Origin of the sequence: Streptomyces puniciscabiei (genome assembly GCF_006715785.1) — a bacterium.
Lineage (GTDB): Bacteria > Actinomycetota > Actinomycetes > Streptomycetales > Streptomycetaceae > Streptomyces > Streptomyces puniciscabiei.
In genome coordinates this window covers 5890889-5905455 of record NZ_VFNX01000001.1, presented here as the reverse complement: position 1 = coordinate 5905455, position 14567 = coordinate 5890889, and the positions used below count along the sequence as shown (strand labels likewise).

13 protein-coding genes are annotated in these 14567 nt (G+C 72.9%); 2 read left to right on the top strand and 11 right to left on the bottom strand.

Features of this window, described 5'->3' with window-relative positions; all coding sequences use genetic code 11:
- Positions 1–15 precede the first annotated feature (15 nt).
- From FB563_RS27355 to FB563_RS27315, 9 genes are all read right to left on the bottom strand, one after another.
- Positions 16–834: a TrmH family RNA methyltransferase gene (locus FB563_RS27355; protein ID WP_055706295.1), complete on the bottom strand. Its 819-nt coding sequence runs from the start codon at positions 832–834 to the stop codon at positions 16–18.
- An 88-nt stretch (positions 835–922) separates the two neighbouring features.
- A complete protein-coding gene (cobA, locus tag FB563_RS27350; protein WP_055706294.1) occupies positions 923–2155 on the bottom strand; it encodes a uroporphyrinogen-III C-methyltransferase in 1233 nt (410 codons plus the stop codon).
- 151 nt (positions 2156–2306) lie between these two features.
- The gene (gene cobT, locus FB563_RS27345; RefSeq protein WP_055706293.1) at positions 2307–6494 is read right to left on the bottom strand and encodes a nicotinate-nucleotide--dimethylbenzimidazole phosphoribosyltransferase; all 4188 of its coding nucleotides are present in this window, start codon (positions 6492–6494) and stop codon (positions 2307–2309) included.
- A 345-nt stretch (positions 6495–6839) separates the two neighbouring features.
- Entirely contained in the window at positions 6840–8087 is a 1248-nt protein-coding gene (cbiE, locus tag FB563_RS27340; protein WP_055706292.1) for a precorrin-6y C5,15-methyltransferase (decarboxylating) subunit CbiE, read from the bottom strand.
- A gap of 87 nt (positions 8088–8174) precedes the next feature.
- A complete protein-coding gene (locus FB563_RS27335) occupies positions 8175–8792 on the bottom strand; it encodes a GNAT family N-acetyltransferase (RefSeq protein WP_055706291.1) in 618 nt (205 codons plus the stop codon).
- 130 nt (positions 8793–8922) lie between these two features.
- Positions 8923–9753, bottom strand: a complete 831-nt coding sequence (locus FB563_RS27330; protein WP_055706290.1) for a MetQ/NlpA family ABC transporter substrate-binding protein — start codon at positions 9751–9753, stop codon at positions 8923–8925.
- Positions 9754–9820: 67 nt separating this feature from the next.
- A complete protein-coding gene (locus FB563_RS27325) occupies positions 9821–10558 on the bottom strand; it encodes a methionine ABC transporter permease (RefSeq protein ID WP_055706289.1) in 738 nt (245 codons plus the stop codon).
- Entirely contained in the window at positions 10555–11589 is a 1035-nt protein-coding gene (locus tag FB563_RS27320; RefSeq protein ID WP_055706288.1) for a methionine ABC transporter ATP-binding protein, read from the bottom strand. Before FB563_RS27320 ends, FB563_RS27325 begins: the two co-directional genes overlap by 4 nt.
- 378 nt (positions 11590–11967) lie before the next feature.
- Positions 11968–12618 (bottom strand): HAD family hydrolase, encoded by a 651-nt coding sequence (locus FB563_RS27315; RefSeq protein ID WP_055706287.1) that lies wholly within the window; start codon positions 12616–12618, stop codon positions 11968–11970.
- Between the two features lie 88 nt (positions 12619–12706).
- Between FB563_RS27315 and FB563_RS27310 the strand changes: the two genes are divergently transcribed.
- Together FB563_RS27310 and FB563_RS27305 are read left to right on the top strand one after the other, a co-directional pair.
- A complete protein-coding gene (locus tag FB563_RS27310; RefSeq protein ID WP_055706286.1) occupies positions 12707–13066 on the top strand; it encodes a hypothetical protein in 360 nt (119 codons plus the stop codon).
- Positions 13047–13490, top strand: a complete 444-nt coding sequence (locus tag FB563_RS27305) for a hypothetical protein (protein ID WP_199832818.1) — start codon at positions 13047–13049, stop codon at positions 13488–13490. Before FB563_RS27310 ends, FB563_RS27305 begins: the two co-directional genes overlap by 20 nt.
- Here FB563_RS27305 and FB563_RS27300 read toward each other — a convergent pair.
- Both FB563_RS27300 and FB563_RS27295 read right to left on the bottom strand, forming a co-directional pair.
- Complete coding sequence (locus tag FB563_RS27300) at positions 13480–13977, bottom strand: GNAT family N-acetyltransferase (protein WP_055706284.1); 498 nt, start codon at positions 13975–13977, stop codon at positions 13480–13482. The two genes, FB563_RS27305 and FB563_RS27300, sit on opposite strands and share 11 nt — an antisense overlap.
- Before the next feature lie 45 nt (positions 13978–14022).
- Positions 14023–14529, bottom strand: a complete 507-nt coding sequence (locus tag FB563_RS27295) for an RNA polymerase sigma factor (RefSeq protein ID WP_055706283.1) — start codon at positions 14527–14529, stop codon at positions 14023–14025.
- Between the last annotated feature and the right edge of the window lie 38 nt (positions 14530–14567).

Here is a 14567-nt window from a genome sequence, read left to right as displayed (position 1 = left end):
AGCCGGCCGGAGGGGTCAGGCTTCCGGGCGGCCGGCGGTCACCGCGTAGAAGGCGACCGCCGCGGCCGCGCCCACGTTGAGCGAGTCGACGCCGTGGGACATCGGGATGCGCACCCATTCGTCGGCGGCGACCAGGGCCTGGGTGGACAGTCCGTCCCCCTCGGCACCGAGCATCAGGGCGACCCGGTCCATCCGGTGCGGGGCGGCCTCGTCCAGGGCGCGTGCCTTGTCGTCGGGGGTGAGCGCGAGCAGGGTGAAGCCGGCCTCGCGGACCGAGTCCAGGCCCTTCGGCCAGGTCTCCAGGCGGGCGTACGGCACGGAGAACACCGCGCCCATGGAGACCTTGACGCTCCGGCGGTACAGCGGGTCGGCGCAGTCCGGCGACAGCAGGACCGCGTCCATGCCGAGGGCGGCGGCCGAGCGGAAGATCGCGCCGATGTTGGTGTGGTCGTTGACCGACTCCATGACCACGACCCGGCGGGCGGAGCGCAGCAGTTCGCCGGCCGTGGGCAACGGCTTGCGCTGCATGGAGGCGAGCGCGCCGCGGTGCACGTGGTAGCCGGTGACCTGCTCGGCGAGCTCGGGGCTCACGGCGTAGACCGGGGCGGGGAGTTCGTCGATGACGTCGCGCATGACGTCGATCCACTTGGCCGAGAGCAGCATGGAGCGCATCTCGTAACCGGCTTCCTTGGCCCTGCGGATGACCTTCTCGCCCTCCGCGATGAACAGACCCTCGGCGGGTTCGCGCTTGCGGCGCAGTTCGACGTCGGTCAGGCCTGTGTAGTCGCGCAGGCGCGGGTCGTCGGGATCCTCGACGGTGATGAGATCGGCCACAGGGTGATACTGCCTTGTCCTGGGTGTGCTGCCAACGGCTGGGAACGAGTAGGTTACCCCGGGTTACGCGTGATCAAGCGGTGGACGGTCAGGCGGCGGGCCGGGGGCCGACCGTCACGACCTCGCCGATGACGATGACCGCCGGGGGCTTCACTTCCTCGGTCCGCACCGTCTCGGCGACCGTGGCGAGGGTCGCGTCGACGCGGCGCTGCGCGGCCGTCGTACCCTCCTGCACCAGCGCGACCGGGGTGTCGGCGGACCTGCCGTGGGCGACGAGCGTCTCGGCGATCTTCCCGATCTTGTCGACGCCCATCAGGATCACCAGCGTGCCGGTGAGCTTCGCCAGCGAGGCCCAGTCGACCAGCGAGCGCTCGTCGTCCGGGGCGACATGGCCGCTGACGACCGTGAACTCGTGCGCCACGCCCCGGTGGGTGACCGGGATGCCGGCCGCCCCCGGAACCGAGATCGAGCTGGAGATGCCCGGGACGACCGTGCACGGGATACCGGCCTCGGCGAGTGCCTGGACCTCCTCCATGCCCCGGCCGAACACGAACGGGTCGCCGCCCTTGAGCCGTACCACCGACTTGCCCTGCTTGGCGTGCTCGATGAGGGCGTTGTTGATGGCCTCCTGGGCCATGAAACGGCCGTACGGGATCTTCGCCGCGTCGATCACCTCGACATGCGCCGGGAGTTCGGCGAGCAGGTCGCGCGGGCCGAGCCGGTCGGCGATGACGACATCGGCCTCGGCGAGCAGCCGGCGGCCGCGCACCGTGATCAGGTCGGGGTCGCCGGGGCCGCCGCCGACCAGGGCGACACCGGGGGTGCGGGTGCGGTGGTGGGGTGCCACCAGGGTGCCGTCGCGCAGGCCCTCCACCACCGCGTCCCGGATGGCGGCGGTGTGGCGGGGGTCGCGGCCGCGGGCATCCGTGGTGAGCACGGCGACGGTGACGCCCTCGCTGTGCCCGGTCGCCGGGGTCCAGGCGGTCGCCCGGTCGGCGTCGTCGGAGCGCACGCACCACACGCGGTGCCGCTCCGCTTCGGCGGAGGCGGCGGTGTTGGTCTCGGGATCACTGGTGGCGATGAGGGCGTACCAGGCCTCGGCGAGGTCGCCGTCCCGGTACGGCCGCCTGGCCCAGGTGATCTCGCCCGCTTCCGCCATGGCCTCGACGGAGGGGGTCGCCTCGGGGGACACGACGACGATGTCCGCACCGGCCGCGATGAGTGCCGGGAGACGGCGCTGCGCCACCGTGCCGGCGCCGAGGACGACCACGCGGCGGCCGGAGAGGCGGAGGCCTACGGGGTAGGCGGGGTGTTCGGCCATGAGGGACGGCTCCTCGTGCAGGGCGGTGCGGTGGGCGCGCTGCGGCTCCGGAGCGGCCCTGACGTGCGGATTTTAGCTGTGGGCAGGGGTACGGGCACGGGGTGGTCCGGCTGCTGGAACGCCGGACCGCCCCGGTGTGCCCCCGTGACCTCTACTTCTCGGTGACCCCGGCCGAGTCGAACGTGGCCACCTCGTGCATCGCCCGGGCCGTGCTCTGCACCAGCGGCAGGGCCAGCAGGGCGCCCGTGCCCTCGCCCAGGCGGAGGTCGAGGTCGACCAGGGGACGCAGGCCCAGCTTGTTGAGGGCGGCCACGTGGCCGGGTTCGGCGCTGCGGTGGCCGGCGATGCAGGCCGCGAGGACCTCGGGGGCGATGGCGCGGGCCACCAGGGCCGCGGCACCGGCGCTGACGCCGTCCAGGATCACCGGCGTACGCAGTGAGGCGCCGCCGAGCAGCAGGCCGACCATGGCCGCGTGCTCGAAGCCGCCGATCGCGGCGAGGACGCCGATCGGGTCGGCCGGGTCCGGCTGATGGAGTTCCAGGGCGCGGCGGACGACCTCGGTCTTGCGGGCCAGGGTCTCGTCGTTGATGCCGGTGCCGCGACCGGTCACCTCCGCCGGGTCGGCACCCGTGAAGACCGAGATGAGGGCAGCCGAAGCCGTGGTGTTGGCGATGCCCATCTCCCCGGTGAGCAGCGCCTTGTTCCCGGCCGCCACCAGGTCGCGGGCGGTCTCGATGCCGACCTCGATGGCCGCCTTGGCCTCCTCGCGGGTCATCGCGGGGCCGGTGGTCATGTCGGACGTACCACCGCGGATCTTGCGGGGCAGCAGGCCGGGGGTGGCCGGGAGGTCGGCGGCGACGCCGACGTCCACGACGCACACCTCGGCGCCGACCTGGCCCGCGAAGGCGTTGCAGACCGCTCCCCCGCCGAGGAAGTTGGCCACCATCTGAGCGGTGACCTCCTGCGGCCAGGGGGTGACGCCCTGGGCGTGCACGCCGTGGTCCCCCGCGAAGATGGCGACGGCCGCGGGCTCCGGGATCGGCGGCGGGCACTGCCGGGACAGCCCGGACAGCTGCGCGGAGATGATCTCCAGCATGCCGAGCGCGCCGGCCGGCTTGGTCATGCGCTTCTGGCGCTCCCAGGCCTCGCCGAGCGCCTTGGCGTCGAGCGGGCGGATCTGTGCGACGGTCTCGGCAAGCAGGTCGTGGGGTTCCTCTCCGGGCAGGGCGCGGCGGCCGTACGTCTCCTCGTGCACCACCCAGGACAGGGGGCGTCGCTTGGACCAGCCGGCCTGCATCAGCTCGGGCTCGTCCGGGAACTCGTCGACGTACCCGACGCACAGGTAGGCGATGACCTCCAGGTGCTCGGGCAGGCCGAGCGCGCGGACCATCTCGCGCTCGTCGAAGAAGCTGACCCAGCCGACGCCGAGGCCTTCGGCGCGGGCGGCGAGCCACAGGTTCTCGACGGCGAGGGCGGCGGAGTACGGCGCCATCTGCGGCTGGGTGTGCCGGCCGAGGGTGTGCCGGCCACCGCGGGTGGGGTCGGCGGTGACGACGATGTTGACCGGGGTGTCGAGGATGGCCTCGATCTTCAGTTCCTTGAACTGCTTGGCCCGGCCCTTCGGCAGCGACTTGGCGTAGGCCTCACGCTGACGCATCGCCAGTTCGTGCATCGTCCGCCGGGTCTCGGCGGAGCGGATGACGACGAAGTCCCAGGGCTGCGAGTGGCCCACGGAGGGCGCCGTATGGGCGGCCTCCAGGACGCGGAGCAGCACCTCGTGCGGGATCGGGTCGCCCCGGAAGCCGTTGCGGATGTCGCGGCGCTCACGCATGACCTTGAGGACGGCCTCCCGCTCGGCGTCGTTGTAGCCGGGCGCGGCGGGGCCGGTGGACTGCGGTGCTTCCGCCACTGCGGCCGTGCTCTCTTCCTCCTGGTCGGCGGCCCTGGTCTGCAGGTCCTCCGCGTGCTGTACGACATCGGGGGCCGCCGCGGTCTCGGGCTCGGCCTCGCGGGGTGCCGGCACCATGCCCACGGGCTCCGGCGCCTCATGAGTGGCGAGGACCAAGGGCTGCGGCGGGGTCGGCGCCAGGTGCGGGGTGGTCGGCACCTGGCCCTCGACCTGCACGAACTGCCCGATCGGCTGCTCCGGGTGCGCCTGCAGCGGAACGTTGGACGGCAGCGGCTCGGCCTGCTCGGCGGGGGCCGGCGCCGGGGTGCCGTCGGCGACCGGCGCGGCGACGGGCTCGTCGGGCTGCGTCTGCGGTCCGGCGGGCGCGTCCAGGCCGTTCGCCGGGGCCGTCCGGGCGTCAGCGTCCTGCTGGGCCGCGTCCTGCGCGGTCGGCTCGGGCTGTGCCTGCGGCTGCGGCTGCGGCTGCGGTACGGCGGCGGGCTGCGGTACGGCGGCGGGCTGCGCCGGGCCGGGCACGGCTTCGGATACGGGGTGTGCCTCGCCGGACACGGCCTCGGCCGCGAGGGCGACGGGTTCGGCCAGCTGGGGGCCCTGCGCCGGGTAGGGCTGCGGCTCCGGCGTGCCGGTGCCGTCGGCGGTGGGCGCCGCCGGGGCGGCGTCCTGCGTCGGCGAGGGGGCCGGGAGCTCCGCCTGCGCGGCCTCCGGCACGTGGTCCGCGGTCCCGTGCTCGGGCACGGCCGCCGTTTCGGTCGCCGGTACGGCTTCTGCGGCGGGCACTTGCTGCCCGGCGGACGCGTCCTCGGCTGCCGTGGGCACCTGCTGGACGGCGGACGCCTCCTCGGCTGCGGCGATCGCGTCAGGGGCGGCGGGCTGCGGCTCCACCGCAACGGGGCTGTTCGGTTCGGGCTGTGCCGGGGCGGCGGCCTCACCCTGCGCGGGGACGGTGGCCTCACCCTGCGCGGGGGCGGCCTCTCCGGCGAACTGGGCGGTGTCCGGCGCCTGTTGTGCGGCAGCGGCGTCCGCGGTCTCGGCGGCGCCCTGCGCGGCGACCGTCCCCGCGGCAGGCGTGGCGACCGGCCCGCCGTCGGCGACCGGCGTGCCCTCGCCCTGCTCCGACGCCTCACCGGGATGAGCGGGAGCCGGGGGCTGAGCCGGCGCGGACGGCTCGGCGCCCGTGGCTGCCCGCGCTTCGTGCGGCAGCTGACCGGGCACGGGCTCGGGGTTCAGCGGCGCCGTCTCCGGCGCGGGGGCGCCATCGGCGACCGGCTGGGCCGCAGCCGGATCGGCTGCCGCGTCCGGCTCCACGGCGGCGGCCTGCCCGGCCTCGGGCGCGACCCGGGCACCCTCGGCAGCCTGCCCGGCCTCCGCCTCTGCCACCGGCGCACCGGCACCGGCACTGTCCTCGGCGCCGAGGCCACCGCCCATGGCGGCCACGACGTCCTCGTGATGCGTACCGGCCACTCCCTGACCGACCTCGCCCCCGTCGCCCAGGACCTGCTGGACGCCCTCGGCACCCTGACCGGGAAGAGGCGCCTGCGGCCCCTCCGGGCCTGCGGGCGCGGCGGGCTCGAAAGCGGCCTCGGCCCCGTGACCCGGGGCAAGCGGCTGAACGCCTTCGGGAACCGCCCCCGCAGGGGCCTCGTACACACCGTCGTGGCCATGGACCGGCTGCACTCCGTCGTGGCCGTGGACCACCTGTGCCGTGCCCGGTGCCGGTGCGGCCGCCTGGTTGGCGAGGCGGGCGACGGCGGCCTGGGCGGCGCCGGACGGGTCGGCGGCGGGCCCGGAGGCGGCGGCCGGGTCAACCGTTTCGGCAGCCTGTGTCTCTGTGCCGACCTGGGCCACCGCCGCAGGTGCCGGCACGCCGGCCTCGGCGACCGCGGCGGGCGCCGCACCCCAGGGGGCCGCGCTCTGCGGCGCCATGTCGCGCAGCGGCTGGGCGTCGAGGTACTCGGGGCCGGGCGTGGCCGGACCGGGCTGCCGTACCGGCGCTCCGGCCGGGCCGCGGTCGGCGAGGGAGCGGACCGGGCTGGCGGAGGCGTCGGGAATCGGCGGGCCGAGGTGCAGCGGACGGCGCGGCGCCTGCGGGGCGGCCGGCTGGTCCTGCGGCGCCGAGAGGATCGGCGACGACGGCGCGGACGCCGGGGCCGGGTTCGGCAGGCGGACGCCGCTGAGGTCGACGGAGCCGCTGTCGCGGCCGGCCGTCTCGTGCGGGCCCGGCTCGTGGACGGCCTCGACGACCGGTTCCGGAGCGGGTGGCGGCACTTCGTTGCCCCACGCGCCCTGGGCACCCGGCAGCAGCAGGTCTTCGTCCTCGGCGGGTGCCTCGGAGAGGTAGGTGTACGCACCGTGCGCGGCGACGCCCGGCTGCTCCACCATGCCTGCGCTCTCCGGCTGCCCCTCGGCCGGGACCTGGCCGGTGTCGGTCATGCGTACCCCTCGCCCATCGGTTTAGTGCTCCTACGACCAGCTCACCCGGAACGGCGCACCGACCGCCCGTAGTGAAGAACGAGCGTCCGTGCCCAGCGGCACGAACGACCCGCCGGAAAAGGCGACAAAGCCATTCAGTGGCATTGTCCCGGCCGTCGCGCCGTCGCGACAGCATGATCCGCGACAGCCCGCTGTGGACTGCGCCACGTTGCGCGTCCTCCGGTTCCGCAGTACCACACCCACCCCAAAACGGGCGTGCTTTCCGGACATTGACGAACGAAGTTCCGGGCCGCCCGGTGTGGCACAACGATCGGCCAGCCTACCGCGCGCAGTACGACAACAGGATCACGGGTTGCGATCCAGCAGCACCCCGCTGAGCAGGAACGCGACACTCCGCTCGGTCTCGGTCCAGGCGCGGGTGTCGAGTTGCACGGACTGCACCAGGGCGCACTCGACCCGGTACCCGTGCTCGGTCAGGTCGCGCCCGACGAGTTCGGCCGCGTCGCGGGTCGCGGCGTGCGTGACGATGCGCTGCGGGCGCCGGTCGGCGACCGCGGAGACCACGGCCGCTCCCCCGCCGCCGACCCTCACGACGTCCGGTTCGGGCAGGTTCTCCAGGACGTGCGGGGCGGTGCCCCGGACCACTTGGAGCTGGACGCCGTACCGGCGCGCGGCCGCGTCGGTCCGGGCGCAGGCCGCCGGGTCCCGGTCGACGGCGATGACGGCGGCTCCGGCGCGCGCGGCCTCGGCGGCGAAGGCGCCCGAGCCGCAGCCGATGTCCCAGACCAGGTCGCCGAGCCGGGGCCCGAGACGGGCCAGTTGGGCGGCGCGCAGCAGCTCGGTCTCGCCCTCGCCGAGACCGCCACCGGGTCCGCCGCCCGGTCCGCCTCCGAGTCCGTCGCCGTACGACGCGTCGGGCTGCACCCAGCCGCGCGGGCCGGCGCCCGGGTCGCGCCCGGCGATCCAGCCGCCGCCGTCACCGGCCCCGACGGGTCCGCCGATGACGATGACCACGTTGGGGTCGCGCCAGGTGTGGTCGGCGGCCTTGTCGGAGGTGACCACGGTGACCTGTTCGCGTTCGGTGCCCAGTTCCTCGCAGATGACGAAGGTCCTGTGGACGCCCTCCAGCAGGAGTCCGAGTTCGGCGGGTCCGGCCCCGGGTGCGGTGAGGACGGCGACCTTGGTGTGGGCGCGGCAGACGTTCACGGCCCGGCGCAGGGTGCGCGGGTGGGCGACGACCACCTGGGCGTCGTCCCAGGGCATGCCGGCGCGGGCGAAGGCGGCGGCCACGGCGGAGACGGCGGGGACGACCTCGACCTCCAGGCCGAACTCCGGGGCACGAAGGGTGCGTACGACACCGAAGAAGCCGGGGTCGCCGTCGGCGAACACGACGGCGGTGCCGCGGTGGGCGGCGATCCGGCGGGCGGCGAGCGCGACGCTGCCCAGGCGGACGCGTTCGGCGGTGGGCGGCACCTCGGGCAGCGCCAGGTGGTGGGCCGCGCCGGCCACGAGCGTGGCGGCGCCGAGGGCGGCGCGTGCCGCGTCGGTCAGCGGCGAGCCGTCCCAGCCGATCACCGTGACCCGATCGGCCATCGTCGTCTCTCTCCAGGTCTTCGCAGGTCGTCAGGGGTGCGGGCCCGTAGCCGGCTCCCTGAGCGTACCTGGTGAGGCTCGGGGGGGTCAGTTCCAGTCGGAGTAGGAGGTGAAACCGCTCGTGTCGGCCAGGTCCTCCGGCAGCAGGCTCCAGACGATGACGTCGGTGCGGACGTCCGTCCACGTCCCGTCCCCGGTCCTGCTGCGGGCTATCCAGGCGCCGCGCAGGACACCCTCGCTGATGCAGCCGATCTTCTGGGCGACCTGCTGGGAGGCGGTGTTGTCGGCGGCGGTGCGCAGCTCCAGACGTTCGAACTTCTGGTCGTGGAACAGCCACTGCGCGGTGGCCAGGGCTGCCTCGGAGGCATAGCCCTCGCCGCGGGCCCAGGGGGCGATGACGTAGGCGATCTCCGTCGAGCGCACCCGCCAGTCGGTGTTCTGCAGATGGACGATGCCCACGAGGCGTTGGGTGAGGAACTCGTCGACGGCGAAGACGATGCCGCGGCCCTCGGCGCGTTCGGCCGGGGCGAGTTCGGTGATCCAGGCGCGGGCGTCGGCCTCGGTGTAGGGCTGCGGGACGGAGGTCCAGGTGGTGACCAGTTCGTCGTTCATCATCTCGGCGAAGGCCTCGATGTCGGACTCCTCGAAGGGGCGCAGGACCAACCGCTCCGTGCTGATGGAGACGTTGGGAAAGGTGCCAGTCATGCGCCACTCCGTAACTTCGGAAAAACCTTCAGGGCCTGCTGAACTGCCCAGCATGCAGCATGAAACCACCGAACCGCACGACGGGGTCCGCACCCGGTGAGGGCGCGGACCCCGTGCGTTGCGACCGGCGTCAGAAGGACGGGATGACCGAGCCCTGGTACTTGTCCTCGATGAACTTCTTGACCTCGGGCGAGACGAGGAGCTTGGCGAGCTTCTTCACCCGCGGGTCCTTCTCGTTGCCCTTCTTCACGGCGACGAAGTTGGCGTACGGGTTGTTCGTGGCGGACTCCAGGACGAGGGCCTGCTTGGCGGGCTTCAGACCGGCCGAGATGGCGTAGTTGCCGTTCACGACGGCGGCGTCCACGTCGTCCAGGGAGCGGGGGGTCTGGGCCGCCTCGACCTCCTTGAACTTCAGGTTCTTGGGGTTCTTGGCGATGTCCTGCGGGGTGGCCTCGTTGCCGGCGCCGGGCTTGAGGGTGATGAGCCCGCCCGCGGCGAGCAGCTTCAGGGCGCGGGCCTCGTTGACGGCGTCGTTCGGGACGGCGATGGTCGCACCGCTCTTCAGGGCGTCGGCCTTCTTGACCTTGTGGGAGTACAGGCCGAGCGGCTCCAGGTGCACCGTGACGACCGGCACGATGTGGGTGCCGCGCTTGGTGTTGAAGTCGTCCAGGTACGGCTGGTTCTGGAAGTAGTTGGCGTCCACCGAGCCGTCCTCGGTCGCCGTGTTCGGCGTGATGTAGTCGGTGAACTCCTTGACCTGCAGGTCGAGGCCCGCCTTCTTCGCCAGCTTGTCCTTGACGAAGTTCAGGATCTCGGCGTGCGGGGTCGGGCTCGCGGCGACGACCAGCGGGCCGCTGTAGTCGTGCGAGCTGGAGGAGCTGCCGGAGCCGCAGGCGGTCAGCCCGAAGGTGAGGGTTCCGGCGGCGAGGACGGCGGTGGTGAGCTTGGCGGTGTTACGCACGAAAAGTGCCTTTCCTTAAGGGTGGTGCGACCCCGTGTATGGGTGGACGGGGAGTCTTGAGGGACGCTCAGGCGACCTTGCTGACGTCGGCCGCCGCCGGCTCCTTCGCCTTCAGCAGGCGGAGCTTCGGGGCCGGGCCGGAGCGGCCGCCGCGGCTGTGCAGGGAGCGGGCCGCGAAGTCGCCGGCGAACTGGATCAGGGAGATCACGACGGCGAGGATCGCCACGGTGATCCACATCAGCTCGGTCTCGAAGCGCTGGTAGCCGTAGCGGACGGCGAGGTCGCCGAGGCCGCCGCCGCCGACCGTGCCGGCCATGGCGGAGTAGCCGATGAGCGCGATGACCGTAGTGGTGGTGGAGGCGATCAGCGAGGGCAGGGACTCGGGGATCAGAACCTTGCGGACGATCGTCCAGGTGTTGCCGCCCATGGACTGCACGGCCTCGACGAGACCGTTGTCCACTTCGCGGACAGCCGTCTCGACCAGCCGGGCGAAGAACGGGATGCCGCCGATGGCGAGCGGCACGATCGCGGCGGTCGTGCCGATCGTCGTCCCGGTGACCCAGCGCGTGAAGCTCATCAGGGCGACCATCAGGATGATGAACGGCATGGACCGGCCGATGTTCACGATCTGGCCGATCACCTTGTTGGCGAGGACGTTCTGCAGCAGGCCGCCCCGGTCGGTGAGGACGAGGAGGATGCCGAGCGGGAGGCCGGCGGCGACGGCGATCAGGGTCGACCAGAGCACCATCTGGAACGTCTCGGTACACGCCTGCGACAGCAGCGGCTGCATCTCCGACCAGGTCACTTGGCACCTTCCTTCACCAGCGGAGCCTCCTGGCCCACCACGTCGATCTGCAGGCCCTGCTCGCGCAGGAAGCCGATCGGCACCACGTTGTCCTCATAGCGGCCGGGCAGCTCGATGCGCATCCGGCCGATCTGCAGGCCGCCGACGGTGTCGATGGCGGCCCCGAGGATCGAGATGTCGATGTTGTAGGTCCGCGCGAGCTGGGAGATGACCGGCTGGGTCGCGGCCTCGCCATGGAAGGTGACGTCGATGACGGTGCGGTCGGCGTCCGTGCGCTCACCGCTCACCGGGAAGAGCGCGGCGGCCAGCTCCGAGCCGGGGGTGGCCAGCAGCTCGCTGACCGTGCCGGCCTCCACGATCCTGCCCTTCTCCATGAGGGCGGCGGAGTCGCAGACCGCCTTCACGACGTCCATCTCGTGGGTGATGAGCAGGACGGTCAGGCCCAGCTGCCGGTTCAGGTCGCGCAGCAGCTGGAGGATGGAGCGGGTGGTCTCGGGGTCGAGGGCGCTGGTGGCCTCGTCGGAGAGCAGCACCTTGGGGTCGCCGGCCAGGGCGCGGGCGATGCCGACGCGCTGCTTCTGGCCGCCGGAGAGCTGGGCCGGGTAGGCCTTCGCCTTGTCGGCGAGGCCGACCAGGTCGAGCAGCTCCAGCGCCTTGCGGGAACGTTCCTTCCCGGACTTTCCGAGGATCTCCAGCGGCAGCTCGACGTTGTCCTGCACGGTGCGCGAGGAGAGCAGGTTGAAGTGCTGGAAGACCATGCCGATACGGCTGCGCGCCCGGCGCAGTTCGCGGCCGGCGCGCGGGCCGCGGCCGGCGAGGGCGGTGAGGTCCTGTCCGGCGACGGTCACGGTGCCGGAGGTGGGGCGCTCCAGCAGGTTGACGCAGCGGATGAGGGAGGACTTGCCGGCGCCGGACTGGCCGATGACGCCGTAGACCTCGCCTTCGCGGACGTGGAGATCGACGCCGTCGAGGGCGGTGACCTCGCGGCCGCGGGAGCGGTAGACCTTGGTCAGGCCCGAGGTGGTGATCACAGGATTTCCGTCACTGTCGAGTGCGCGGGCGTGGGTGTGCCCGGGCACGGGTGCATGCGGTTCAGGCATGGAAGTGGATGTGCGTCTCGTACGGACTGCGCGCACGGACATGCCACGGCTCTCGCTTCGGGGCTCCCCCACTCCCGGCTTCGCTCGAGCGGGGGAACCCTCATGGCTCAGCTGATGCGGGGGCCCTCTGGAAGGCTCACATTCGGCACATCAGGCGACACATACAACGAGCACCGGGCGTCATGGTCGCCTCGGTCGCAAGGGTGCGGCAGCTCGTCGTGGTCATGCGATCAGTAAACCAGACCCACGGTCCTGACCGGTCGCCGCTGTCCGGATAGTGGACAGCGGCGGACAGCCCGGACCTGGGACTCAGCCGCGGACGGAGATCTCCACGCCCCCGTCGGTGACCAGTGCGGACAGGGCCGACAGGTCCTCCACCACGAGGTCGGCGTCGAGCTCGTCCGCGCGGTGGGTTGTGGCCAACGCCACGGTGGTCATTCCGGCGGCCCGGCCCGCCTGGAGGCCGGCGGGGGCGTCCTCGAAGACGACACAGCGGGCCGGGTCGACGCCGAGCCGCCGGGCGGCGAGCAGATAGGGCTCGGGGTCGGGCTTGCCGCGCGTGATGTCGTCGGCGGCGATCAGCGTCTTGGGCAGGATGCCGACGGCGTCCAGCCGGGCCTCGGCGAGCCGCCGGGTGGCGGAGGTCACGACGGCCCAGACCTCGGCGGGCAGCGAGTCGAGGAAGTCCCGCGTGCCGGGCAGCAGCCGTACGCCGCCGCCGGGCACGTCGTCCACCTCCAGCTGCTCGACCCGGGCGACCGCCTCCGGGACCAGGTGGGCGGGCAGCAGGTCGGCGACTATCTCGGCGGCGGGCCGCCCGTGCAGTGCCACGCGTCCGAACTCCTCGGCGCTGATGCCGTACTCGCGGGCCCAGCGGGTCCAGCAGCGCTCGACGGAGTCGAGGGAGGAGACGAGGGTGCCGTCGTTGTCGAACAGGAGGGCGTGCGCGTGGATCGTCATGCCCAGACCCTACGATGTGGTCTAGACCCCATGGCTCGCGGGCGGGGCCGGGGGCCGGCGCCCGTTTCGGCCGTAATAAGGTCACGGCATGCTCAATGCCCTGACGCTGGTGACCGGGGTCGCCGCGCTGCTGCTCGCCGCCTGGTGCGGCTGGGCCGCCCACCGGGACCAGCCGACCAAGGACTGGCACTTCATCGGCATGGCCGTGGTGTCGCTGCTGGCGGTGATCCAGCTGGTGGTCGGGATCGTGCAGCTGGCGCGGGGCGAGAAGCCGGCCCAGGGCACGACGATCTTCGTGGCGTATCTGCTGGGCGCGTTCGCCTGCGTTCCGGCTGCGGGGTTCATGTCCCTGGCCGAGCGGACCCGGTGGGGCTCGGTGACGGTGGCCGCGGGCGGTGTGGTGCTGGCCGTGCTGGAGGTGCGGCTCTATGACATCTGGGGAGGCTGAGGTGACGGCGGTGGAGGAGAAGCCGACCCGGTTGATCAGCGGGCCGGGCATGCTGCTCGTCTGGTTCTACGGCGTGATGGTGGTCGGCGCGGTGTCGCGTTCCGCGTACCAGATCAGCACGGAGTTCGGCCGGGCGCCGCTGCCCTACGCGCTGTCGGCGGTGGCGGGCCTGGTGTACGGGTTCATCACGTACACGCTGATCCGGGGCGGGGAGACGGCCCGGCGGGCGGCGTTGGTGTGCTGCGCCGCCGAGCTCGCGGGTGTGCTGATCGTCGGCACGTGGACGCTGGTCGACCGCTCGGCGTTCCCGGACACGACCGTGTGGTCGTACTACGGGGCGGGGTACATCTTCATTCCCGTGCTGTTGCCGGTCTCCGCCATGTACTGGTTGCGGAGGACGCGGGACACCACCGTCAGGCAGTAGCCGCGTAAGCCCCCGCCTGCTTCTCCAGGATGATCAGTTCCACTCCGTCGGCGCCCTTGGAGCGGCCCACCGTCTCGTAGCCCGAGCGGCGGTACAGGCGGAGGTTGCCCTCGCTGCGGTGGCCGGTGAAGAGGCGGAAGCGGGTGGCGCCGCGCTCCTCGGCCAGCGCCGCCTCGGCCGCGCGCAGCAGCCGCGCGCCGATGCCGTGGCCCTGCAGGCGGGGGTGGACACAGAGCTTGCCGATGTCGGCGGCGCCGTCCTCGGTGACCTTGCCGCGCACCGAGCCGACCACCTCCTCGCCGAGCCGGGCGACGAAGACGCAGTCGGAGGCGACCTCCTGGCGGACGGAGTCCAGTGTTTGGACGAGCGGGTCGATGCGGTAGTTGCCGTACAGCGCCGCCTCGCTCTGGAAGCACAGGTACTGGAGCCGGAAGATCTGCTCCGCGTCCTGCTCGGTCGCCACCGAGATGGTCACGCTCATGCCCATGTGCGCACGCCTCCCGCTCACCTGATCACCTGTCGTCCCTCACTCCTATCCCCGCACTTCGCGGGCCGCAACCTCCGGCGTGAGCAATCGGCGCAGACATCCCAGACATCTGGAGCGTTCCGGGCCAAGACTGCCCTGTGAGATACCCAACTCCCCTGCGATCTCCCGGTATGTCAGGTCCTTCGGGGACAGCAGGGCCTCGATGAGCCGGGGGCAGCGGCCGGGCAGCCGGCCCACCGCGTCACGCAGCGCGCGGTACCGGGCGGCCGTGAGGACGTGGCTCTCGGGGTCGGTGCGGGCCTCGTCGGCCGGCTCGGTTCCGTACGGGCGCTCCCGGCGGGTGGTACGGCGGCTGCGGCGGGCCTCGGCGCGGACGGCCCTGCGCAGCCAGCCCTGGGGGTCCGGCGGCGGCCCGTCGCTCTCCAGCCGCTCCAGCAGGCGGAGCCAGACGGCCTGTTCCAGGTCGCCCGGCTCGCTCCCGGCCGCATATGCCTCGGCCGAGGCCTCGGCGGTGAGCAGCGGGCCCAGGGCGGCTACCAACTCGTGCGTCATATGCGGAACGACGCGCCGCCCCGGGGGGAGGTTTCCGG